General features: G+C 69.7%; 18 protein-coding genes. 10 read left to right on the top strand and 8 right to left on the bottom strand.

Annotation, left to right across the window (positions count from 1 at the left end):
- The first annotated feature begins 8 nt into the window (after positions 1 to 8).
- The 5 genes from ACLB90_RS18320 to ACLB90_RS18340 are packed head-to-tail and all read left to right on the top strand — an operon-like array spanning position 9 to position 5860.
- Positions 9 to 1352 (top strand): LLM class flavin-dependent oxidoreductase, encoded by a 1344-nt coding sequence (locus ACLB90_RS18320; RefSeq protein WP_411850787.1) that lies wholly within the window; start codon positions 9 to 11, stop codon positions 1350 to 1352.
- A gap of 11 nt (positions 1353 to 1363) precedes the next feature.
- A complete protein-coding gene (locus ACLB90_RS18325; RefSeq protein ID WP_411850788.1) occupies positions 1364 to 2572 on the top strand; it encodes a M20 aminoacylase family protein in 1209 nt (402 codons plus the stop codon).
- Positions 2569 to 3117, top strand: coding sequence for a GNAT family N-acetyltransferase (locus tag ACLB90_RS18330; RefSeq protein ID WP_411850789.1), 549 nt, complete (start codon positions 2569 to 2571; stop codon positions 3115 to 3117). Before ACLB90_RS18325 ends, ACLB90_RS18330 begins: the two co-directional genes overlap by 4 nt.
- Complete coding sequence (locus ACLB90_RS18335) at positions 3114 to 4853, top strand: amino acid ABC transporter permease/ATP-binding protein (RefSeq protein ID WP_411850790.1); 1740 nt, start codon at positions 3114 to 3116, stop codon at positions 4851 to 4853. The genes ACLB90_RS18330 and ACLB90_RS18335 overlap by 4 nt, the downstream gene beginning before the upstream one ends.
- Before the next feature lie 32 nt (positions 4854 to 4885).
- Entirely contained in the window at positions 4886 to 5860 is a 975-nt protein-coding gene (locus ACLB90_RS18340; protein ID WP_411850791.1) for an ABC transporter substrate-binding protein, read from the top strand.
- 20 nt (positions 5861 to 5880) lie between these two features.
- Here ACLB90_RS18340 and ACLB90_RS18345 read toward each other — a convergent pair whose 3' ends face one another.
- Together ACLB90_RS18345 and ACLB90_RS18350 are read right to left on the bottom strand one after the other, a co-directional pair.
- Positions 5881 to 9000 (bottom strand): discoidin domain-containing protein, encoded by a 3120-nt coding sequence (locus tag ACLB90_RS18345; protein ID WP_411850792.1) that lies wholly within the window; start codon positions 8998 to 9000, stop codon positions 5881 to 5883.
- A 103-nt stretch (positions 9001 to 9103) separates the two neighbouring features.
- Positions 9104 to 10003, bottom strand: coding sequence for a LysR substrate-binding domain-containing protein (locus ACLB90_RS18350; RefSeq protein ID WP_411850793.1), 900 nt, complete (start codon positions 10001 to 10003; stop codon positions 9104 to 9106).
- An 83-nt stretch (positions 10004 to 10086) separates the two neighbouring features.
- Between ACLB90_RS18350 and ACLB90_RS18355 the strand changes: the two genes are divergently transcribed.
- The 5 genes from ACLB90_RS18355 to ACLB90_RS18375 all read left to right on the top strand — a co-directional run bounded on the left by ACLB90_RS18355 (position 10087) and on the right by ACLB90_RS18375 (position 16155).
- On the top strand, positions 10087 to 10866 hold the full coding sequence (locus ACLB90_RS18355) for an NAD(P)H-dependent oxidoreductase (RefSeq protein WP_411850794.1): 780 nt from the start codon (positions 10087 to 10089) through the stop codon (positions 10864 to 10866).
- Between the two features lie 168 nt (positions 10867 to 11034).
- Positions 11035 to 11559, top strand: coding sequence for a DUF3592 domain-containing protein (locus ACLB90_RS18360; RefSeq protein ID WP_411850795.1), 525 nt, complete (start codon positions 11035 to 11037; stop codon positions 11557 to 11559).
- Positions 11560 to 11640: 81 nt separating this feature from the next.
- Positions 11641 to 12858 carry a hypothetical protein gene (locus ACLB90_RS18365; protein WP_411850796.1) on the top strand — a complete coding sequence of 406 codons (1218 nt, stop codon included), beginning with the start codon at positions 11641 to 11643 and terminating at the stop codon, positions 12856 to 12858.
- Complete coding sequence (locus tag ACLB90_RS18370; protein ID WP_411850797.1) at positions 12855 to 15047, top strand: AAA family ATPase; 2193 nt, start codon at positions 12855 to 12857, stop codon at positions 15045 to 15047. Before ACLB90_RS18365 ends, ACLB90_RS18370 begins: the two co-directional genes overlap by 4 nt.
- A gap of 82 nt (positions 15048 to 15129) precedes the next feature.
- Positions 15130 to 16155 carry a phosphotransferase gene (locus ACLB90_RS18375; RefSeq protein WP_411850798.1) on the top strand — a complete coding sequence of 342 codons (1026 nt, stop codon included), beginning with the start codon at positions 15130 to 15132 and terminating at the stop codon, positions 16153 to 16155.
- A gap of 7 nt (positions 16156 to 16162) precedes the next feature.
- On the opposite strand, the gene ACLB90_RS18380 is transcribed toward ACLB90_RS18375, so the two are convergent.
- From ACLB90_RS18380 to ACLB90_RS18405, 6 genes are all read right to left on the bottom strand, one after another.
- On the bottom strand, positions 16163 to 17032 hold the full coding sequence (locus ACLB90_RS18380) for a DMT family transporter (RefSeq protein ID WP_411852796.1): 870 nt from the start codon (positions 17030 to 17032) through the stop codon (positions 16163 to 16165).
- Positions 17033 to 17082: 50 nt separating this feature from the next.
- Complete coding sequence (gene murB / locus ACLB90_RS18385) at positions 17083 to 18135, bottom strand: UDP-N-acetylmuramate dehydrogenase (RefSeq protein WP_411850799.1); 1053 nt, start codon at positions 18133 to 18135, stop codon at positions 17083 to 17085.
- Positions 18132 to 19187: a quinone-dependent dihydroorotate dehydrogenase gene (locus ACLB90_RS18390; protein WP_411850800.1), complete on the bottom strand. Its 1056-nt coding sequence runs from the start codon at positions 19185 to 19187 to the stop codon at positions 18132 to 18134. Before ACLB90_RS18390 ends, murB begins: the two co-directional genes overlap by 4 nt.
- Before the next feature lie 9 nt (positions 19188 to 19196).
- Positions 19197 to 19967: a class I SAM-dependent methyltransferase gene (locus ACLB90_RS18395; protein WP_411850801.1), complete on the bottom strand. Its 771-nt coding sequence runs from the start codon at positions 19965 to 19967 to the stop codon at positions 19197 to 19199.
- Positions 19968 to 20057: 90 nt separating this feature from the next.
- Entirely contained in the window at positions 20058 to 20858 is an 801-nt protein-coding gene (locus ACLB90_RS18400; RefSeq protein ID WP_411852797.1) for an SDR family NAD(P)-dependent oxidoreductase, read from the bottom strand.
- Positions 20858 to 22390 (bottom strand): aldehyde dehydrogenase family protein, encoded by a 1533-nt coding sequence (locus ACLB90_RS18405; protein WP_411850802.1) that lies wholly within the window; start codon positions 22388 to 22390, stop codon positions 20858 to 20860. The genes ACLB90_RS18400 and ACLB90_RS18405 overlap by 1 nt, the downstream gene beginning before the upstream one ends.
- Positions 22391 to 22460 lie beyond the last annotated feature (70 nt).

Below are 22460 nucleotides of genomic sequence, written 5' to 3' on the forward strand. Positions count from 1 at the left end.
AGACCGCCATGAGCAAGACCCCGCGTCCGATTCCGTTCGGCATCATGCTGCAGGGCCCCGGCAGCCACATGCATGCCTGGAAGCATCCCTCCAACGTCCCCGACGCCAGCGTCAACCTGCAGTACTACATCAATGTGGCGCGTACCGCGGAGGATCACGGCATCGCCTTCGGCTTCGTGGCCGACGGGTTGTACATCAACGAGAAATCGATCCCGCACTTCCTCAACCGCTTCGAGCCGATCACGCTGCTGTCGGCGTTGGCAACGGCCACCACGAAGATCGGGCTGGCCGGCACCCTGTCCACCTCCTACAGCGATCCGTTCACGGTGGCACGCCAGTTCGCCTCGCTGGACCTGATCAGCGGCGGGCGTGCCGGCTGGAACGTGGTGACCTCGCCGCTGGAAGGGTCTGGCCGCAACTACGGGCGACCGCATCCCGAGCATGCGCTGCGCTACCAGATCGCCGACGAATACCTGCAGGTGGTGCAGGGGCTGTGGGACTCGTGGGATGACGACGCGTTCGTACGCGACCGCGACAGCGGCACCTTCTTCGCGCCTGGGCAATTCCGGCGGCTGGATCACAAGGGGCGCTTCTTCCAGGTGGAAGGCCCGCTCAACATCCAGCGTTCGCCACAGGGGCAGCCGGTGATCTTCCAGGCCGGCGCGTCCGATGACGGCATCGCGCTGGCCGGCAAGTACGCCGATGCGGTGTTCACCCACGCACCGTCGCTGGAGGAGACCCGGGCATTTACCCAGAAGGTGAAGAACGCGGCCATCGCGCACGGACGCAGCGCCGCCGACGTGAAGATTTTCCCCGGCATCGGTCCGATCGTCGGGCGCACCGCCGAGGACGCCGAAGCCAAGTACCAGGCGATTGCCGCGCTGGCAACGCTGGAGGACGCGCTGGCCTACCTGGGCCGCTTCTTCGACCATCACGATTTCAGCCAGTACGACCCGGATGCCGCGTTCCCGGACCTGGGCGACATTGGCGCCAATGCGTTCCGCTCCACCACCGACAAGATCAAACAGGACGCGCGCGAACAGGGGTTGACCCTGCGCCAGGTGGCGCTGCAGACGGTGAGCCCGCGCCCGAACTTCATCGGCACCGCCGAGCATGTGGCCGATGAACTGATCCGCTGGTTCGAGGCGGGTGCCAGTGACGGATTCATTCTCGGCTTCGCGGTGCAGCGCGAGGGTCTGGACGATTTTGTGACCCAGGTGCTGCCGATCCTGCAGGCACGGGGCTACCACCGCGGCACGCTCGAGGGCGGCACGCTGCGCGACCACCTCGGCCTGCCGTACAAGGCCAGCCGCCATGCCGATGCCGCGCCTGCCGCGCGCAAGGCCGGTTGAAGGATACCGCCATGACTCTCCTGGACCGTCCCCCGCTGGATACCGCAGTGCCGCGCGGCGTACTCCCGGCGATTGCCGCGCGCATCGACGCGGCAATCGCGATCCGCCATGACCTGCATCGGCACCCCGAGCTGGCCTTCGAAGAACACCGCACCAGCGCCCGCATCGCCGAACTGCTGCAGCAGTGGGGCTACACGGTCGCCACCGGTGTCGGTGGCACCGGCGTGGTCGGCACGCTGCAGCGCGGGCAGGGCACGCGCCGTCTTGGCCTGCGTGCCGACATCGATGCGCTGCCGATCCAGGAAGACGCCGGACTGGCATACGCCAGCCAGCGCGAGGGGCTGATGCACGCCTGCGGCCACGACGGGCATACCGCGATCCTGCTGGCGGCGGCGCACTATCTGGCCCATCACGGGCGCTTCGACGGCACCCTGCAGCTGGTGTTCCAGCCAGCGGAAGAAACCGGGTCGGGCGCCTCCAGGATGATCGCCGATGGGTTGTTCGAGCGCTTTCCGGTCGATGCGATCTACGGCCTGCACAACTGGCCAGGCGTGCCGACCGGTCACTTCGGGTTCGTCGATGGACCGGCAATGGCCTCGGTGGACTGGGCGCGGCTGCGCGTGGTCGGCAAGGGCGGTCACGGTGCCGAGCCGCAGGGCAGCGTCGATCCGATCCTGGCCGCCGCGCATGTGGTGACCGCGCTGCAGAGTGTGGTGTCGCGCAATGTCGATCCGCGCCAGATGGGGGTGGTGACGGTGGGCTCCATCCACGGTGGCAAGGCAGCCAATGTCATTCCCGACGTGGTGGAGCTGACCCTGACCGTCCGTGCCTACCTGCCCGAGGTGCGCGACACGCTGCGCCGGCGCGTGGCCGAGGTGGCGCAGCACACTGCGGCGGCATTCGGGGCGCGCGCCGAGATCGAGTTTCCCCGCGGATTTCCCAGTGTGATCAACCATCCCGAACAGACCGCGCTGGTCCGCACGGTGGCACGCGCCGGCTTTGGCGACGCGCAGGTGCTGGACGACTTCGCGCCGCGGACCGCCAGCGAGGATTTCGCCTTCCTGCTGCAGGCGCGCCCCGGCAGTTTCGTATTCGTCGGCAATGGTGACAGCGCACCGCTGCACAGCCCGCGCTATGTGTTCAACGACGCGGCCATCGCGCCGGCCGCCAGCCTGTGGGCGCGGCTGGCCGAGCATTACCTGGTGGAGCAGCCGGCATGAGCGAGCAGTTCATCTACACCGCTGTGCACGACCCGCTGGCCAGGCCGCTGTTCGATGGGCTGGAGCAGGAATACGACAGCCGCTACGCCGACGTGCGCCGCCGCATCGGTGGCAGCGCCCGCGAGGAGCTGGAGCGCTATCCGGCCGAGGCGTTCGCCGCGCCGGTCGGGGCGTTCGTGCTGCTGCTGCGCGATGGCGAGGCCATTTCCGGCGGCGCGTTCATGCCGCACCGTGATCCGGACACCGCCGAGTTCAAGCGCATCTGGACCTTGCCGGGCCTGCGCCGGCAGGGCATCGCCCGGCGCGTGCTGCAGGAGCTGGAAGACCAGGCCGTGCGGCAGGGCTACCGGCGGGTGTTCCTGACCACGGGCTTCCGCCAGCCCGAAGCAGTGGGGCTGTATCTCAGCCACGGCTACCGCGCGTTGTTCGATCTGCAGGCCGATCCGGAAACCATCGCGCACCTGCCGTTCGAGAAGCACCTGCCTTCCGCGCGTCCGGCGCCCGCTGCGTCGGCAGCCGCTACCCTGCAGGGAGTGTCCGCATGAGCACACCGTCCACCGCCTTGCCCGGCGTTGCGGCCACGCAGCCGACGCCGGCCCTGCGCATCGTGCCGGCACGCCATCCGCTGCAGATGGTCGGCACGGTGCTGGCGCTGGCGTTGATCCTGCTCGCGCTGCAGTCGGTGCTGGGCAACCCGCGCTGGGGCTGGGGTACGTTCGCCGAGTGGTTCTTTGCGCGGCCGGTGCTGGAAGGGCTCGCCCGGACCCTGTGGCTGACCGCGCTTGGCACCGCCCTGGGCTTCGCCCTGGGCACGGTGCTGGCGCTGGCGCGGGTGTCCGGTTCGCCGCTGCTGTCGGCGGTGTCATGGGGCTATGTGTGGCTGTTCCGCTCGATCCCGCTGCTGGTGCTGTTGCTGCTGCTCAACAACCTGGGCTATCTGTACAGCACCATCGCGCTGGGCGTGCCGTTTACCGACATCACCCTGTTCGCGTATCCGACCACGCAGTTGATCGGTGTGTTCACCGCCGCAGTGCTGGGCCTGACCCTGAACCAGGCGGCATTCTCGGCCGAAGTCATCCGCGGCGGCATCCTGTCGGTGGACCACGGGCAGTACGAAGCTTCGGCGGCGCTCGGCCTGCCGCGCGGCCGGCAGATCCGCCGCATCATCCTGCCGCAGGCGATGCGCTCGATCCTGCCTGCCGCGTTCAATGATGTGATCGGCCTGGCCAAGAGCACCTCGGTGGTCTATGTACTGGCGCTGCCCGAGCTGTTCTACACGGTGCAGGTGATCTACCGGCGCAACCTGGAGGTGGTGCCGCTGCTGATGGTCGCCACGGTGTGGTACCTGGTGATCCTGACCGTGCTGTCGCTGGCGCAGCGGCGCATCGAGCGGCGCTTCGCGCGTGGCCAGGCGCAGGGCGAGCGCAGCGTGTCGCGGTCGCCGTCGCGGTCCGGCCGGCGGCCGGCGTCCACCGGTGCAGCGGCACGCCCGTCATTGGCCGCGCCTGCCGCAGCAGGTCCCGGCGCCACGGTATCGCTGCAGGGCGTCAGCAAGACCTTCGGCGAACAGACCGTGCTGGACGACGTACACCTGGAACTCAGGGGCGGCAGCGTGACCGCGCTGATCGGACCGTCGGGCGCGGGCAAATCCACGCTGCTGCGCGTGATCAACCATCTGGAGCGCGCCGACGCGGGCTTCGTCAGCGTGGATGGTCAACTGGTTGGCTACCGCCGCGACGGCGACACGCTGTATGAGCTGGCCGAAAGCGAGATCCGCCGTCGGCGCGCCGATGTCGGCATGGTGTTCCAGAGCTTCAACCTGTTCCCCCACCTGACCGTGCTGGAGAACATCATCGAAGCACCGATGGCCGTGCGCGCCGTGCCGCGTGCGCAGGCGGAGCAGCACGCGCTGGATCTTCTCGAGCGGGTGGGGCTGTCCGACAAGGCCGATGCCTACCCGCGCCAGTTGTCCGGTGGGCAGCAGCAGCGCGTTGCCATCGCGCGTGCGCTGGCGTTGCAGCCGAAGGTGCTGTTGTTCGACGAACCGACCTCCGCGCTGGACCCGGAGCTGGTGTCCGAGGTGCTGGGGGTCATCGAAGAACTGGCGCGCTCCGGCACCACGCTGGTAATCGTCACCCATGAACTGGGATTCGCCCGCCACGTTGCCGACCACGTGGTGATGATGGACCAGGGGCGGGTGATCGAGCAGGGCTCGCCGGCGCAGGTCTTCGACCGTCCCCGCCAGCAGCGCACCGCCGATTTCCTGGCCCGGACCCTGTAGTTCCCCACCGCCCATTCCCCGCAGGACACACCATGACCGCTTCACGCCGACGCCGCCTGTCCACCAGCACCGTGCTGATCGCCACCGTGTTCGCCCTCGGGGTTGGCGGTATCGTCTACTCGCGGGTGGCACAGCGCGGCGATGCCGCTGCCCCGCGCAGCCAGCCGCTGGCCGGTGCCGATGCGCCAGCGTTGACGGGCACGGCGGACCCGCAGGCACAGGCGCTGTTGCCGCCGGGCTTCCGTTTCGTCACGCCCGGCACGCTGACCGTGGCCACGCACCCGGCGCAGCTGCCGCTGGCCGACTATGGCGCCGACAGCCGGCAGATCGTGGGGGTCGAGCCGGATATCGCCAAACTCATCGCCGATGGGCTGGGCCTGAAGCTGGTGCTGGTGCCGGTGGCGTGGCCGGATTGGCCGCTGGGCCTGCAGTCGGGGAAATACGACGCGGTGATCTCCAACATCACGGTGACCGAAGCGCGCAAGCAGAAGTTCGACTTTTCCAGCTACCGTTTCGATCTGCTCGGCATCTATACCCGCACCGATGGCCCGATCCAGGCGGTCACCTCGCCGGCCGATGTGGCCGGGCTGAAAGTGGTAGTGGGCGCCAGCACCAACCAGGACCAGATCCTGCGCGAATGGGACCGGCAGAACATCGCCGCCGGGCTGAAGCCGGTGGAGTACCAGTACTTCGACGATGCGGTGGTGGGCCGCCTGGCGGTGATCACCGGGCGCGCCGATGTGTCCTTCGAGCCCAACGCCACCGGCGCCTATTCCGCGCGCGATGGCAAGGTGCGCCGGGTCGGCCTGTTCCCCGGCGGCTGGCCGGAGGCGGCGGCGATCTCGGTGACCACGCGCAAGGGCAGCGGGCTGGCCGAGGCGGTGACCCACGCGCTGAACACACAGATTGCCTCGGGCACCTATGCGCAGGCGCTGCAGCGCTGGAATGTCAGCGAGGAGGCGGTGGCACGCTCGGAAACCAACCCGCCCGGACTGCCCAATCTCTGAGCAGCCGGGCGTGGCGTGCTCTACCAGCGCGCCTCGAGGGTGCGGAACGGTCGCTTCACCCGCATGCCATCGGCGTCGAAATCGCTCACCGTGCGTCCATCCACGCGCACGCTGGTCGGGCGCGTGCGCGTTGGCCACCACACGCGCACGGCGGTATCGCCGCGCAGGCCGGGTCCGAGGGTGAGGCGCAGGGCACCGTCGCGCTGCTGCGCCTGCAGCTGCAGGGTGCCGTAGGCGGTCGGCAGGCGGTCGATGGCGAGCCCTTCCCCGGCCACCCAGGAGGGGGGCGTGCCGGGCAGCAGCGACAGGGCATCGTCGTCCTCGCGCATCAGCATGCCGAACAGCGTGCGGCCGTACTCCGCGCCGATCCAGGTGTGTGGCATGTCGCCCAGGTAGCGCGGGAAGCGCAGCCGCGAGTGCACCACTTCGGCCAGCACCTGCCATTCCAGCGGACGGCGGTCATGCAGCAGGCCCTGCAGCAGTTCCGCGGCGGCGGCGGGCTGGCCGAGGTGGACGTAGCTGAGCACGTTGCGGATTTCGTAGGGCGTGTAGGCGTACAGCGCGCCGGGCTGGTTGCGCCTGCGCACATCGTCCAGGTAGCGCGCGAAGGTGGTGCGCAACGCCGTGGGCGGCAGCACGTCCTGCGCGCCGGTCGGGTCCAGCGCGATCGATACGCCGGTGGGATCGCCATCGCCGAGGTCGGCCGAGGAGGGGATGAAGTCGATGCCCTTCCACGCCATCGTGGCGCGGATCGAGGCGGCCAGCGCATTGTGCAGGGCGGTGTACTGGGTATGGGCCCACGCGGCAGTCTCGTGATCGCCGAGCGACTCGGCCAGCCATGCGCCGTCGTGCCAGCCCTTCAGGCCCCAGTAGTCGTCCCAGTAGCTGTGGGTGGGCGAAGGGTAGCCCTCGTGGCTGATTGACGGTGCGAGGATGCCGGCGAAGCGTTCCGGCGCCGGCTGGCCCGCCATGTAGCCCGGCACCAGGGTGCGCTCGCGCAGCTCCTGCAGGAAGCGCAGCGCCGCCTTCACCTTGGGCAGATAGGCGCGCACCGATTCGGGACCGCCATCGAGACGGGCGACATCGGCGACCAGTGCGATGTACTGGCCCTGGCTGTCGTACTCGATGTCAGAGCCGAAGCCCGTGTTGACGCTGCCATCGTCGTTGAGGATCGGCGAGACCAGCCCGTTGGGGTGGACGCCGTGGTCGCTGTACCAGGCCAGGTAGTCGCGTGCGACCTCGGCCTCGCCCATGCGCAGCAGCACCGCCGAGGTCGCCATGCCGTCGCGGATGAAGGAGCGGTTGTAGTTGCGCGGGCCAGGCTGCATCGCAGGGCCGGTCTGGTTGATCAGCATGTAGGCGGCCTGCGCGCGCAGCATGTCCACCAGCGATGGATCGGGCAGGCGCAGTCCCACCTGGCCCAGGCGCGCCTGCCAGTCGGCGGCGGCGCGGTTGGCGAACATCTCGTAGGCGGCGTCCGGATCGCGCGGTGCATCACCCAGCGCTGGTGCGGGCGCCGGCGGCAGCGTGCCATCAGCGGCCGCGGCGGCGGTGCCGAGCGGGAAGGCGACCACCACCGAACGGCTGGCGCCCGGCGCGAGCTGGATACGGTACGCCAGCGCGGCGGCGGCCAGCCCATCGGCATCCTGCGCCTGCTGCTCGGCCGGCAGGCGGCCGGTGGCGATGGCGGTGGTGATCTCGCTGCTGCCATCGACACCGAACGGCGCGGCGCCTGCGGCATCGATGGCGGTCAGCGAGTGCAGCAGCGGGCGGCCGTTGACGCGCACCGCGCGGCCGTCGACCGCAATCGTGCGGATCGGCGACAGGCCGCCGTTCTGCCACGGTGGGTTCATCTGCATCGGCCGTACCGCCAGCGTCAATGTGCCGTCCACCGGCGTGCTGCCGGTGTTGCGCAGACGATGCCGGACGAAGGTGACCGGTTGGCCATCGAGCGCGATCGCGAACGCCTCGCTCTGCAGTTCCAGACCCGGTTGCGGCGCCCAGCGGGCCGACGGCATCGGCTTCCAGCCATCGCGCAGCGCATGTGCCACCGGCTGGCCCGCCGCACCGGTGGCATGGCCGTCGGCGTTGCGCCAGATCGGCTGGACCAGCGGCGCGCCCTTGTAGGCTTCGATGTTGCCGTACTCGTCGAAGATCGATTTCTGCCGCCCGGCGTGTACGCCGACGACGGTCCAGTAGGTCTGCTGCAGGTGCAGCGAGGCGGGGAACAGGGCGCGCTGCGCCCCGCTGGCGGCAATCTGGTAGCGCTTCATCGGCGTCATCACCGCCGCCGGTCCGAGCAGGCGGAGACGATCCACGCCGGGTGCATCGCCCTCGACAGTGAGCCGCAGCGCGGTGGCCGTCAGCGGCGCCGTGCCGGCCAGCCAGCTCTGCACGCGGCTGCCGGCCTGGGGGTCCCGCGCGATCTCGTGCCACCGGCCCTGCGCATCGCGCGCGTCCAGGCGTGCCGCACCATGCGCTCCGGCCCAATCCACGGCCAGACCCGTGGTCGCCTCGGGGCGCGGCAGGGCGATCTCCAGCACGTGGTCACCGTCTTTGCCGGGCGGCAGGGCAACAGCGCCACCGCCCTGCCACAGCGCTGCCGCCTGCATGGGGCCGAGGCCGGCGACACGTGCGCTGGCGCGCGCATCCAGCGGCTCCAGCTCGAAGATCGATACGCCCCAGTCGGCGGTGCGCTCGGGACTGGCCAGGCGCAGGTAGCGTGCCGGGCGGGGCGCGAAGTACAGCGTTTCGATCCCGCCGAGCGAATCGCGCATCGTGTAGGCCGGCTGCCACTGCGTGCCGTCCAGCGAGGTCTGCAGGGTGTAGCCCTCGGGGTTGGAGACATCCCAGGTCAGTTGCGCGCCGCTGAGCGTGCTGGTCGCGCCGAGGTCGACCTGGAACCAGTGGCCTGGGCTGAAGGCGCCGCCGGTGACGGTCTTCGGGTCGCCATCGATGAGATGGGCGACCGCCATCGCCGGCACCTGCTGCGAGGAACTGCTGGCCTGCCAGTGGCTGCGCGGCGGCAGTTCCTGGCCGGCACAGGAGGCGGCCAGAGCCAGTGCCGGAACGAGCAGGGCGCGCGCCATGCCGGGGGAGGGTCGGTACAGGACGGTCCAGCGGTCAGCGTGCAGCCCCATCGATGCGCTCCTGGTCCAGGTACGCCCCGGCACTGGGGCAGGGCCACGCTAGCAGGGGATGTAACCGTTTACATGACGCGTCGCAATATCGGGTCCGGGGTAGTCAGGCAACCGCTGCGGCGATCTGCTCGCGCAGCCACCGATGCGCCGGATCGCGATGCACGCGCTCGTGCCACAGCATCACCATCTGGTAGCCCGGCACCTCGATGGGGGCCTCGACCACACGCAGTGCGGGATCGCCGAGAACCAGGCGTTCGGGCACCATCGCGACCATGTCGGTGCGCGCGAGCGTGCTGCGCAGGAACAGGAAGTGCGGCACCGACAGCGCGACCGTGCGCTGGGCGCCCTGTTCGGCGAGCGCGGCGTCGGTGCTGCCGTGGAAGCCGCCGCCCTGTGGCGACACGATCACATGCTCCAGCGCGCAGAACTGCTTGAGCGTCGGGCGTCGTTTGAGGCGCGGGTGATCGCGGCGGCCGGCCAGCACGTAGCGCTCGGTGAACAGCGGCCGATGATGCAGGGCCGGCGGCGCGTCTGCGGCGATATGGAAAGCCAGGTCGATGTCGCCGCGCTCGGCGCGTTCCACCATGCGCTGCGGCGCCAGTTCGACGATGGCCAGCCGTGTGCCCGGCGCGGCATGCCGCAGTCTGGGCAGTGCGGGCAGCAGCACCGTCGATTCGCCGTAGTCGGAGGCCATCACCCGCCAGGTGTTGCGCGCCTGGCCGGGGTCGAACGGACGGGTCGGCGCGACCGCGCGGGAGAGGGCCTGCAGGGCCTCCGCCAGAGGTGCCCGCAGCGCTTCGGCACGCGCGGTGGTGCGCATGCCGCGCGCTGCAGGCAGCAGCAACGGGTCGTCGAACAAGGCACGCAGCCGCGCCAGCTGCACGCTCACCGTCGGTTGCGCCAGGTGCAGGCGCGCTGCGGCGCGGGTGACGTTCTGTTCCTCCAGCAGCGCCTGCAGGGTGACCAGCAGGTTGAGATCGATGCGGCGCAGGGTATTGTCCATAGCAATGCCATCAATTGCAGGAATTCATTTCTACTATAAGCCGGTCGCGCCTACCGTGGGGGCCTTCCCGCCACGGAGTTCCCATGAACGTCCTGCTTGTACACGCCCATCCCGAACCCGGCTCGCTCAACGGCGCGCTCAAAGACTTCAGCGTTGCCCGCCTGCAGCAGGCCGGCCACACCGTGCAGGTGTCGGATCTGTACGCGATGCGCTGGAAGCCGCAACTCGATGCCGACGACCATGTCGGGCGCGATCCGGCCGTGCCTTTCCATGCGTCGCTGGATTCGCGCCAGGCGTACGCCACTGGCCGGCAGAGCGACGACATCGCCGCCGAACAGGAGAAGCTGCGCTGGGCCGATGCGGTGATCCTGCAGTTTCCGCTGTGGTGGTTCTCGATGCCCGCGATCCTGAAAGGCTGGGTGGACCGGGTGTATGCCTACGGTTTTGCCTACGGCGTGGGCGAACACTCCGACCGGCACTGGGGCGACCGCTATGGCGAAGGTGCGATGCGCGGCAAGCGCGCGATGCTGGTGGTGACCACCGGCGGGTGGGCGTCCCACTATGGGCCGCGCGGCATCAACGGGCCGATCGACGACCTGCTGTTTCCGATCCAGCACGGCATCCTGTTCTATCCCGGCTTCGACGTGCTGCCGCCGCACGTCATCTACCGGACCAGCCGCGTCGACGCCTCGACCTATCCGGCCGTTCTGGAAGGCCTGGGCCGCCGCCTGGATGGCCTCGCGACCGACGCGGTACTTCCGTATCGCCGGCAGAACGGCGGCGACTACGTGATTCCCGCACTGGAGCTGCGCGAGGAGTTGGCCGAGGCCCAGGCCGGCATGGGCGTGCACCTCGCGCCGTGAAGGGGGGACGCGGCGCGCCGCACTTGACGCATCGTCAAGCGCGGTGCGCGGCGTCTTGACGGGCTGGCGGTTCACGCACGCAGCCGCACCACGCAGACTTTCTCCCCGTTGCCGGCGCATGTCGCTGCCGGCGTAGCCGATCCGTCGCGATCAATCCTGGGGAGAGTCATGATCCGCATTCCTGTTTCCGATACCGCCCACGCCCGCCTGGTGCGTGCCTCCCGCTGGCTGTGTGTGGCGGCCTATGGGGTGCTTGTGGCCGTGTTCGCCACCTCCGCGCTGGGCGGCCACCTTCGGGCCCAGGCCATTCTCAAGGATGCGGTAACCGTGGAGGCGCCGGTCACGCTGGACACCATCGACGAGAAGCGGCACAAAGGGCGGGTCTCGCACACTTACCAGTTCCGTTACGTCTTCGACGTCGATGGCGTGCCGCACACCGGTCACTTCACCACCAGCGAAGACAACGCCGCGCCCTACCTGGGCGATGCAGCGCAGGTCACCGTGGCCTACGCCCGTGCCGATCCAGCGCGTTTTGAACGGCTGGAACGCCTGCAGGCGCAGCAGGGCCTTGGCGCAGTGCTGGGGCGGCTGGTGGGCGCACTGCTGATGCTGGCGGGCCTGGCGTTCCTGGTGCACCTGCTGGTGACCCGGCGCCTGTTCGTCCGCCAGGCAGCGCCGGTCGCGGCAGGCTGAGCCACCGTCATGACCGCACTGGTTGACAGCCGAACGGGGCCGGGTAAGTTGGCCGATTCCTTCCTGCCCTGGTCGCCCGCCATGCCCGCTCCGGAATTCGCGGACCTGTTGTCCCGCCATATGCGCCGGATCCGGGCCAGTGCCGGCGGGGTGGCCAGCGAGATCGGCATCAGCCGCGAGGCGGTGAACAACTGGCGGTCCGGAGCATCCTTGCCCAGCCGCCGCCATCGCGACCGGGTGCTGGCCTGCGCCAACTATCTGCGGTTGACCGAAGCGGAGAGCAACGGCCTGCTGCAGGCGGCCGGCTTCGAACCGGAGTTCCCGACCGAGGCCGTCGCTGCCGAGGTGGCCGTTGCACTGCCGGCGGTGCAGATTCCCGAGACCGTGGTGGGCCTGTTCAACCGCCTGCAGCAACTGCGGCCGTATCCGGTGGCGCTGCTGCTGACCCAGGCGCACTGGGGCCAGCCGCCCGAGCGTGCGGCGATGCTGGCCGAAGCGGCGGCACGCTACGGCAGCGGGCGGGTGCTGCATCTGCAGCCGCCGTTCCGCGCCGGTGAGGGCGACCAGGACTACTTCGCCTCGCTGGCCGCGCAATGCGGGCTGGAGGGCGTCAGCACGGATGCCGGTTTCGAGGCGGCGCTCGCGCAGCGCCTGCAGCAGCCCGGCGCGCTGTTCTGCCTGGTGAGCCGCTTCGAGCAGGGGGCACCCGGCCCACGCGATGTGCTGGCGGGCATCCTGCGCAGCCTGAGCGAAATGTACAGCGGCAAGCTGCACCTGCTGATCTGCGGCGGCGCGGCGCTGGCCGATCTCAAATACCAGGGCGGTGACCTGTCGCTGCTCAACATCGCCGCCAGTGAAACCTGGCCGGAACTGCGCGTGGCCGACCTGCGCCGCGCCGGCGCCGTGCTGCCCGAGACGGTGCTTGAGCGCGCGCTGCAGGTATCCGGTGGCCATCCGCTGCTGGCCCAGGCGGCACTGGCGCTGCTGGCCGATCCCGCCGCGCCGGTGAGTGATGCGCAACTGGAGGAGCAGCTGTCCAACCACCCGCGCCTGTGGGACGCGCTGCTGCCGCTGCTGCGCGACGGCGCGGCACGCGCGGCGATTGGCGGCTGGCTGCAGCGCGAGCAGATCGCGCCCGCACGTCCGTACCTCGTGGATCCGCTGCTGCGCCAGTTGTACTGGCATAACCTGCTGACGCCACGCACGCAGGCGCAGGGCAGCTGGCTGGCGTGGCGCTGCAATGCGATCCGCCGCGCCGTGCGGCAGGTGATCGATTCGCTGGAGGATGTGCCGGCATGAACCGGCCCCGATGGCGGTTGTGGCGCCTGCTGCTGATCGCGGCGGGCACCTGGTTCCTGGTCAGCCTGCTGTTCGTGCCGTGGCTCAACCCGTGGTCCGCATGGCGGATGCAGCGCGACCGCGAATCGCTGATGCTCATCCAGCAGGCGCACATCGACATGATGTTCCTGCGCGAGGAAGCGCTGACCTATTGGCTGGTGCATGAGCAGTGGCCTGCGCAGGTGAGCGTGCCGGGTGTCCACGATCCGGCCGAGGCGACCGTACGCGCGGAGCTGCCGGCGCCGTGGGTGCTGCGTTTCCGCTACACCGACCGCTTTCCAGCCCGTTCCGGCCTGCCGGGTACGGTGATCGAACAGCGGCTGGACCCGAAGACGCAGCATTGGACCTGCCAGCCGGGCGACCCGTCGCCACCGTCACGATGGCTGGCGCCGAACTGCCGCAGCAGCGCGCCGTGGACGATCGTGCAGTGGCTGACGCTGCTGCTGGGCCTGGCGCTGACCGTGCTGCTGGCCGCAGCGCTGATCTGGTGGCGGCTGCGGCCGGCCGTGGCGACCATCGTGCGCGAGCCGCGGGCGCTGCTGTCCCAACCGCTGCAGCAGCTGCCCCGGCTGGACCGGCAGTTGGGCTGGCTGCGTCTGCGCGGGCGGGTGCTCGGCGATGCCGGGGTGGCCAGCGTGCGCTGGCGTGAGGCATTGCGCCACGTCGATGCGGCACCGGTAGCGCGTGCCGCGCAGCTGGCCGCGCGGATCGGCGCCGTCGATGCGCCGGCACCGGGCTGGTCGCTGCCTGGCGACGTCCGCGAATGGACGCTGCCGGCCAGCCTGCCGCTCGCGCTGGAACGGCTGTGGCTGTACCTGCCGGACCCGACGCTGTCAGGTGATGCACTGGTGCAACGGCTGCGCGCGATGCCCAACGGGCAGGACGTGGTGCTGGTGGTGAGCCCGTCGTTGGCGGTGGAGCCGGCGTTGATGGCCTACACCGACGACCCGGTGAACCTGTGCGTGTGCCTGGACCAGGCGGCGCAGACCCGCTGGCTGCTGCAGCCTGCTGCGATGGACGGACTGGTGGCGCTGCTGGCCCGGCAACTGCAGGCGACACGTATTTCGCCCTACCAGACCCACGGCGGCATCACCCGGCCGGCGGCGTTCTTCGGGCGCGAGGACGTGCTGGCGCGGGTGCTCAACCGGGAGCCGGGCAACTACCTGCTGGTGGGCGGTCGCCAGCTCGGCAAGACCAGTCTGATGAAGGCGATCGCACGCCGCTTCGTCGACCATCCCCGTGTGTACTGCTGCTATCTGTCGCTGCGCGATCACCGGCTGACGGTGCGCCTGGCGCTGGAACTCGGTTTGCCCGAGGCCACCGGCATCGACGCGCTGGTGGCCGCACTTGCCACCCGCGCCGGCGGCCGGCGGGTGCTGCTGCTGATCGACGAAACCGACCTGTTCCTGCGCCACGAAGCGGAGCAGGGTTACCCGCACCTGGCGGCGCTGCGCGCGCTGAGCGAGGAGGGGCGCTGTCACTTCATGCTGGCCGGCTTCTGGGACCTGTACGAGGCGGTGACGCTGGACTTCGCCTCGCCGCTGCGCAACTTCGGTGAGGTGATCCACGTGGGCGGCCTGGAAGACGTGGCGTGCCAGGCGCTCGCCACGACCCCGATGGCGCGGTTGGGCGTGCACTTCGCCGAGCCGGACCTGCCGCGGCAACTGGTGGTCGCCTGCGGCCGGCGCGCCAACCTGGTGGCCATCGTCTGCCAGCAACTGCTGGCCCAGTTGCAGCGCGGCCAGCGGCTGATCGACGCTGGCCAGCTGCATGCCGCGCTCGCGGCCGAACCGGTGTTCGATGCGCTCGCCGGCTGGGCGCGGCTGAGCCCGGATCCACTGGCGTGCCGGATCGACCGGATCGTGGTCTACCACCTGGCCTGCGCGCGTCTGGCCACCGCCGGTGCGCGCGCCACGTCGTTGACCGCGCTGCTGTCGGTGTTCGATGCGGCCGGCGTGCAGGTGGACCCGGAGCAGTTGCGGCGCGCGCTGGCCCGGCTGCAGCTGGCGTATGTGATCCGGCGCGAGGGCGACGGGGCGCAGTTCGTGTTCGCGGTGCCGCTGTTCGTCACCCAGTTCCAGCACGAGGAAGTGGCTGCGTTGCTGCAGCGGGAACTGCAGACGATGGCAGGCACTGCTGCAATGGGATGAAGGCGATACGTTGTGACCGGTGACGCTGTGTGCGGCCCACCGGTTCTGCGATAGTTGAGACTGGCCGATCGCCGGAGGGGGGATGCTGCATCCGCAGGAGCTGTCTTCAACGCAGATCGGCGAGGTGCTGGCGCAGGCCTACGGCGTGCAGGTCGAATCGGTCGTACAGCGTCCGGCCGGTGCCGATGCCGGTGCGACTGTCTACCAGATAGCAACGCCCGGCGGCGGCCAGTGGTGGCTGAAGTGCCGCCGCCACGCGGTGGACGACGGCGTCTGGAAGGTGCTGCAGCACCTGCGCTACACCACGGGCATCACCGAGATCGTCGCCCCGCAACCCACCCGCACCGGTCGCCCGGCACTGGACGTGTGCGGCCTGCAGTGGACGCTGTTTCCCTATGTGGATGCCCCGTCCGGGTTCGAGGTCGCGCTGTCGCAGCGGCAATGGCAACGGCTGGGGCAGGTGCTGCGCCGCCTGCACGACACGCGCCTGCCGTGCGCGCTGGCGGTGACGCTGGCACAGGCGAGCTTCGATGACGACACGGCGGTGGAGCGGGTTGGGGCGTGGCTGCATCGGGCGGGTGATCCCGGCCTGGTACCCGATGCGTTGGGCAGCGAGTACCTCGCGCTGTGGCGGCAGCACCGCCTGCGGCTTCTGGAGGTCTGGCAGCGCTGCGTGACGCTGCGCGGCCGGCTCACCGGCCGCCCGGCGCGGGTGCTGTGCCACGCCGATCTGCATGCGGGCAACGTACTGGTCTGCGCGGACGAACGGCTGTGCCTGATCGACTGGGACGGCATGCTGATGGCGCCGCGCGAGCGCGACCTGATGTTCATGGGCGCAGCGGTCGGCGGACGCTGGGGCCGCGAGGACCCGCCGGGTTTCGCCTCGGGGTATGGCGAGACCGTCATCGACCGGCGCTGGCTGGCGTATTACCGGCACTGGCGGATCCTGCACGATGTGCAGGAATTCCACGACCTGCTGCTCGAACCGGGCGCCACCGCGCGGCGGCCGGCGCAGCGGCGGCAGGCGCTGCGCTACATGGCCGAGCAGTTCGCGGCCGGCAACGTGGTGGATGCGGCCGCGCGCAGTTGGCGGGCGGCCGTGGGCTGAAGCGCCCTTACTCGCCCGGCGTTGCTGCCGAGGTGGCCGCCTGGCTGGCCGCGCGGCGCGCCAGCACCGCTTCACGGTGCGCGATATAGGCATTGGCGGCCAGGATGATGCCGGCGCCAATCACCGTGTAGCGGTCCAGCGTTTCGTTGAACAGCAGCCAGCCGAACAGGCTCACCAGCGGCAGCTGCATGAAGCTGATCGGGGTCAGTGCGGATACCTCGCCCAGCCGCAGCGCCCGCGTCCACAGCAGCTGCCCGATGGTGCCCATCACGCCGGTGGCGGCCAGCCATACCCACGCCATGCCGGTCGGCCAGGTCCACACGAACAGCGCCGGCACCAGCGACAACGGCACCCAGAACACGTACGTGTAGAACACCACGGTATCGGCGCTGTCCACGCGGGTGAGCTGCTTGATCTGGATCGCCACGAGCGAACTGAGCACCGCCGCCGCCACCGCCACCAGCGTGCCGGGCGTAAAGCTCTCTGAGCCGGGGCGCACGATGATCAGCACGCCGATGAAGCCGCAGATCACCGCGGCCCAGCGTCGTATCCGCACCGTCTCGCCCAGCCACAGCACCGCGGCGATGGTCACAAACAGCGGGGTGGAGTAGGACAGCGAGATCGCCTGCGACATCGGCAGGTGGCCGATCGCCCAGAACGCACACAGCATCGAGGCCAGGCCGATCGCGCTGCGCAGGAAGTAACGCGGCAACTGCCGGGTCTTCAACGGCGAACGGCCCGGGCGCATCAGCATCGGCAACAGCGCCAGCAGGCCGAAGGCATTGCGGAAGAACGCCACTTCCTGTGTGGGCACGTAGCGGGTGGCGTAGCGGATCGCCACCGCCATCAGCCCGAAGGCCAGGGTGCTGCCCAGCATCAGCAGCGCCGCACGCGCGGGCGTGGGCGCGGGCAGCGCAACCGGCGGGCTCACCACTGGGCGCCGATCAGCCGGGGTTCCGGTTCGATGGGCACGCCGAAGGTCTCCAGCACCGACGCCGAGATGCGCCGGGCCAGTGCCAGCAGCTGCTCGCCGCTGGCACTGCCGTAGTTGACCAGCACCAGCGCATGGCTGGGCGCCACGCCGGCATCGCCGTCGCGGTAGCCCTTCCAGCCACAGGTTTCGATCATCCAGGCGGCCGACACCTTGCGGCGGTCGTCCTGGTCGGCCGCGAACACCGGCAGCTCGGGGTAGTGCTGCAGCAGCACCTCCACCTGCTCCAGGGGCAGCACCGGGTTTTTGAAGAAGCTGCCCGCGTTGCCCAGCACGTCCGGGTCGGGCAGTTTGCGGCGGCGGATGTTGATCACCGCGTTGGCAACATCGGCCGCCACCGGCAGCTCCACGCCCATCGCCTGCATTTCCTCGCCGATGCCGGCATAGCCGAGCCGCAGTTCGTGCAGCAGCGGCAGGCGCAGTTCGATCGAGGTGATCAGGTAACGGTCCGGTTCGTGCTTGAACACGCTGTCGCGGTAGCCGAACCGGCATGCCTCGGTATCCAGCCGCACCCAGGTCTGTTCGACGCGGTCCCATGCGTCCACCGCCTGGATGAACTCGCCCACCTGCGCACCGTAGGCGCCGATGTTCTGGATCGGGCTGGCACCGGCGGTGCCGGGGATCAGTGCGAGGTTCTCCAGCCCGGACAGGCCCTGCTGCAGGGACCACATCACCAGCCCGTGCCAGTTCACCCCGGCGCCGGCACGGACCACGGTGTGGTCGGCGCGGTGTTCGAGGATCTCGATGTTGCGGTTGGCGAACACCAGCACGGTGCCGGCCACGTCGCCGGCGATCAGCACATTGCTGCCGCTGCCGATGACCAGCAGCGGCTGCCCGGCCACCTGCGGCAGGGCCAGCACCTCCGGCAGCACCGAGGGTTCAAAGACCTCCAGCAGCTGCGCGGCGACGGCGTCGACGTGGAAGGTGTTCAGGGCCTTCAGGGAGGCGTTTTCAGTCAGGGTCCAGGCCGGCATCGATGCACTCATCACAGGGGGGCCACCGCGCCGCGGCTGGGGGCTTCGCGGCGGCGACGGATCGCCTCCACGCACTCGTGAACCAGCTCCGGTCCACGGAAGATGAGGCCGCTATAGCACTGCACCAGCGCTGCGCCGGCCGCCATCTTGGCGACTGCATCGGCGCCGGACTGGATGCCGCCAACGCCGATCAACGGCATCGACTCGGGCAGGCGCGCGCGCAGGCGGCGCAGCACCAGGGTGGACTGGCCCAGCAGCGGGGCGCCGGACAGGCCGCCGGCTTCGGACGCGCGCGGGTCGCCGGCCACCGCACTGCGGTCGATGGTGGTGTTGGTGGCGATCACACCGTCCACCTTCAGTTCGCCCAGCACGCGCGCGGCGGCGTCGATGTCGCGGTCGCTCAGGTCCGGGGCGACCTTGACCAGCATCGGTACCCGTTTGCCATGCCGCGCGGCCAGGCTTTCCTGGCTCTCGCGCAACTGCGAGATCAGTTGCCGCAGCGCGGTTTCCTCCTGCAGCTCGCGCAGGCCGGCAGTGTTGGGCGAGGAGATGTTGACGGTGATGTAGTCGGCCAGCGGATACACCTTCTGCAGGCAGTGCTGGTAGTCGTCGAACGCCTGCTCGTTGGGGGTGTCCTTGTTCTTGCCGATGTTGATGCCGAGCAGCCCGTGGCGGCGCTGCGCGCGTTCGACGTTGCGCACCAGCGCATCCACGCCGAGGTTGTTGAAGCCCATCCGGTTGATGATGGCCTGGTGCCTGGGCAGCCGGAACAGGCGCGGTTTCGGATTGCCTTCCTGCGGACGCGGGGTGATGGTGCCGATCTCGACAAAGCCGAAACCCAGCGCCAGCAGCGCGTCGATGTGCTCGCCGTTCTTGTCCAGGCCGGCCGCGAGGCCCACCGGGTTGGGGAACGTGAGGCCGAACGCGGTGGTCGGCATCGGCGCGGCGCGGCGGGCCAGCAGCGGGCTGGTGCCGGTGCGGTAGGCCAGGTCCAGCGCGCTCAGGCCAAGGCCGTGGGCGCGTTCGGCGTCCAGGGAGAACAGGAAGGGGCGGGCAAGGGAGTACATGGGATCGTGTCAGTCCAGCGTGCCGATGAAGGCACGGGTTTGGTATTCAAAGGCGACCCGTCCATCCACCGCGTGGGCGTCGAACAGGCGTTGCAGGGCATCGAGCATCGCCGCATGGCGCGGGTGGCCGGCCGGCGGTGCATAGGAGGAGGACAGCAGGCGGCCGCGCAGGCCGTCCAGGTCCAGCCATTGGACGTTGGGCAGCCGCGCGATGCCGCGCAGCCCCTCGCCGAACCAGGCGCGCATGGTGTCGTCGTCCTGGTAGCGCTCGGCCACGGCGGTGTAGTCGGTGCCGAATTCGAGCAGCAGTTGTTCGTAGCCGATCAGGAACGGCGAGCTGTCCAGCAGGCGCGAATTCCAGAACACCAGCGCCAGGCCGCCCGGGTGCAGGATGCGCGCCCATTCCTGGCGCACCGCGTCGGTATCGAACCAGTGGAAGGCCTGCGCGGCAGCGACCAGGCCGACACTGTCACGGGCCAAGGTGGTGGCTTCGGCGGTGCCGTCGACCACTTTCAGGCGCAGGTAGTCCGGGCTCAGCCACTGCTCGGCGGCGGCGCGCATGGCGGCGTTGGGCTCCACCGCGATCACCGGATGGCCGGCGGCCAGGAAGAGGCGGGTGGAGATGCCGGTGCCGGCGCCGATGTCGGCCACCAAGGTATCGGGCGACACGCCGATGTCCTGGTGCAGCCAGTCGAGCAGGGCCGGGGGATAGTCGGGGCGATAGCGGACGTAGTCGGCGACGCGGTTGCTGAAGCGTTCGGTGGAATCGGAATGGCTCATGGGCACCTCGTCATGGGAGAGCGACCGGCGGCGCCAGGCCGCCGAAGACCCGGGGCGCTGCCAGGGACGATGATAGGCGTTGCGCTGCCATCATCCCATCAGGACCTGGCCGCCATCGACATTGAGCGTGTGGCCGGTGATCCAGCCCGCCAGCGGCGAGCACAGGAACAGCGCGGCCTGGGCGACCTCCTCCGGCAGGCCGAAGCGGCCGAACGGGATGCGCGCCAGGGTCTGGTCGTACAGGGCCCGGTCCTGCTCGCGCCGGCGGGCCCACAGGCCGTCGGCGAACTCGATGGAACCCGGGGCGATGGCATTGACGCGGATCCGGCGCGGCGCCAGCCCCAGCGCCTGCGAGGTGGTGTAGTGCATCAGCGCGGCCTTGGCCGCCGCGTACGGCGCGCCACCGGGACGCGGCTGCTGCGCGGCGATCGAGGCCAGATTGAGAATGCAGGCGTGCTCGGCGCGTTCCAGCCAGGGCAGCGCCAGCCGCGAGGTGCGCACGGCCGCCATCAGGTCGATGCTGAGGCTGGCCTCCCAGCCGGCCTCATCGTCGCTCATGCCGTAACCGGTTGCGTTGTTGACCAGCACATCGATGCCGCCCAGCGCGTGGGCGGCGTCCTCCAGCCAGCGGCCGATGTCCTCCAGCCGCGACAGGTCGGCCACGCAGGTATGCAGGTCCAGGCCGAGCGCCACGGCGTCGGCCCGCAGCGCGGCGAGCCCAGGCTCGCCCCGCGCGCAGACCGAGACGTGGGCGCCCGCCGCAGCGAACGCCAGCGCCATCGCCCGCCCGATGCCCTTGCTGCCTCCGGCGACCAGAACCCGGCGCCCGGTGTAATCCAGGCGCGGGCCCTTCGGCCCACCGGCCGGTTCGCGGCTGGCGGCGGAATCGATCACAGGTCGAACTTGATGCCCTGGGCCAGCGGCAGCGAATCGGAGTAGTTGATGGTGTTGGTCTGGCGACGCATGTAGACCTTCCACGCATCCGACCCGGATTCGCGACCGCCGCCGGTGTCCTTCTCGCCACCGAACGCACCACCGATCTCCGCACCGGACGTGCCGATGTTGACGTTGGCGATGCCGCAGTCCGACCCGGCTGCCGACAGGAAGCGCTCGGCGGTCTTCAGGTTGGTGGTGAAGATGGACGAGGACAGGCCCTGCGGCACGCCGTTCTGCATGTCGATGGCCTCGTCCAGCGTGCTGTACTTCATCACGTACAGGATCGGCGCGAAGGTCTCGTGCTGCACGACCTCATCGCTGTTCTTCAGCCCGGTGACGATCGCCGGCAGCACGAAGTTGCCGGCGCGGTCGATGCGGGTACCGCCGGTTTCAACGGTGCCGCCGCTGGCCTTGGCCTTCTCGATGGACGCCAGGAACTGCTGCACGGCGCCGTCGCTGTTGAGCGGGCCCATCAGGTTGGCCGGATCGGTCGGATCGCCGATCTTGCCTTCCACCTGCTTGTACGCCTTGATCAGCGTGGCCAGCACGTCGTCATGGATGGATTCGTGCACGATCAGGCGGCGCGTGGTGGTGCAGCGCTGGCCGGCGGTACCGACCGCACCGAACACGATGCCGGGGATGGCCAGCTTCAGGTCGGCGGTTTCATCGAGGATGATCGCGTTGTTGCCGCCCAGTTCCAGCAGGCAGCGGCCCAGACGATGGGCAACCTTCTCGGCGACCTTGCGGCCAACCTGTGTCGAACCGGTGAAGCTGATCAGCGGCACGCGCTTGTCGGCCACCATCTTCTCCGACAGTTCGGTGCCGGCATCGTTGATCAGGAAGAACAGGTCCGGGAAGCCGCCGTCGCGCAGCGCCTCGTTGCAGATGCGCATGGACGCGATGGCGGTCAGCGGGGTCTTGTTGGACGGCTTCCACAGGCAGATGTCGCCGCAGATGGTGGCCAGGAACGAATTCCACGCCCACACCGCGACCGGGAAGTTGAACGCGCTGATGATGCCGACCAGGCCGAGCGGCTGGTACTGCTCGTACATGCGGTGGCCCGGGCGCTCGGAATGCATGGTGTAGCCGTACAGCATGCGGCTCTGGCCCACGGCGAAGTCGGCGATGTCGATCATCTCCTGCACTTCACCGTCGCCTTCGGGCTTGCTCTTGCCCATTTCCAGGGCGACCAGCGAACCCAGTGCATCCTTGTGGGCGCGCAGCGCCTCACCGCACAGGCGCACGGCTTCGCCACGGCGCGGGGCCGGCGTGGTGCGCCAGATCTTGAAGGCTTCCTGGGCGCGCGCGACGATTGTTTCGTAGTCGGCGTCGGTGGTGGCGTACACCTGGGCGATCGCCTCGCCGGTGGTCGGGTTGACCGGGGTGATCACGCCGGCGTCGGTGGCGGTGGACCACTCGCCGTTGCCGAGGTAGGTGCCAGCGTTGGTCGCGTCGAGGCCAAGGGCCTTGAGCAGGTCAGAGGACATGCAAACTCCTGTTGCGTAACGAAGAGGGCGCAGCCGCTGGCAGGGTGGGGGGCGGCATGCAGAACGCCGA

The organism is Stenotrophomonas sp. LGBM10 (assembly GCF_046736075.1).
In the GTDB taxonomy this organism is placed as follows: Bacteria; Pseudomonadota; Gammaproteobacteria; order Xanthomonadales; family Xanthomonadaceae; genus Stenotrophomonas.

Coding starts and splice junctions, on each gene's coding strand:
- ACLB90_RS18355 (WP_411850794.1), top strand. CDS start 10,087: ATGAACGTCCTGCTTGTACACGCCCATCCCGAACCCGGCTCGCTCAAC.
- ACLB90_RS18330 (WP_411850789.1), top strand. CDS start 2,569: ATGAGCGAGCAGTTCATCTACACCGCTGTGCACGACCCGCTGGCCAGG.
- ACLB90_RS18345 (WP_411850792.1), bottom strand. CDS start 9,000: ATGGGGCTGCACGCTGACCGCTGGACCGTCCTGTACCGACCCTCCCCC.
- ACLB90_RS18405 (WP_411850802.1), bottom strand. CDS start 22,390: ATGTCCTCTGACCTGCTCAAGGCCCTTGGCCTCGACGCGACCAACGCT.
- ACLB90_RS18365 (WP_411850796.1), top strand. CDS start 11,641: ATGCCCGCTCCGGAATTCGCGGACCTGTTGTCCCGCCATATGCGCCGG.
- ACLB90_RS18335 (WP_411850790.1), top strand. CDS start 3,114: ATGAGCACACCGTCCACCGCCTTGCCCGGCGTTGCGGCCACGCAGCCG.
- ACLB90_RS18370 (WP_411850797.1), top strand. CDS start 12,855: ATGAACCGGCCCCGATGGCGGTTGTGGCGCCTGCTGCTGATCGCGGCG.
- ACLB90_RS18320 (WP_411850787.1), top strand. CDS start 9: ATGAGCAAGACCCCGCGTCCGATTCCGTTCGGCATCATGCTGCAGGGC.
- ACLB90_RS18360 (WP_411850795.1), top strand. CDS start 11,035: ATGATCCGCATTCCTGTTTCCGATACCGCCCACGCCCGCCTGGTGCGT.
- ACLB90_RS18325 (WP_411850788.1), top strand. CDS start 1,364: ATGACTCTCCTGGACCGTCCCCCGCTGGATACCGCAGTGCCGCGCGGC.
- ACLB90_RS18340 (WP_411850791.1), top strand. CDS start 4,886: ATGACCGCTTCACGCCGACGCCGCCTGTCCACCAGCACCGTGCTGATC.
- ACLB90_RS18395 (WP_411850801.1), bottom strand. CDS start 19,967: ATGAGCCATTCCGATTCCACCGAACGCTTCAGCAACCGCGTCGCCGAC.
- ACLB90_RS18350 (WP_411850793.1), bottom strand. CDS start 10,003: ATGGACAATACCCTGCGCCGCATCGATCTCAACCTGCTGGTCACCCTG.
- ACLB90_RS18390 (WP_411850800.1), bottom strand. CDS start 19,187: ATGTACTCCCTTGCCCGCCCCTTCCTGTTCTCCCTGGACGCCGAACGC.
- ACLB90_RS18380 (WP_411852796.1), bottom strand. CDS start 17,032: ATGCTGGGCAGCACCCTGGCCTTCGGGCTGATGGCGGTGGCGATCCGC.
- ACLB90_RS18375 (WP_411850798.1), top strand. CDS start 15,130: ATGCTGCATCCGCAGGAGCTGTCTTCAACGCAGATCGGCGAGGTGCTG.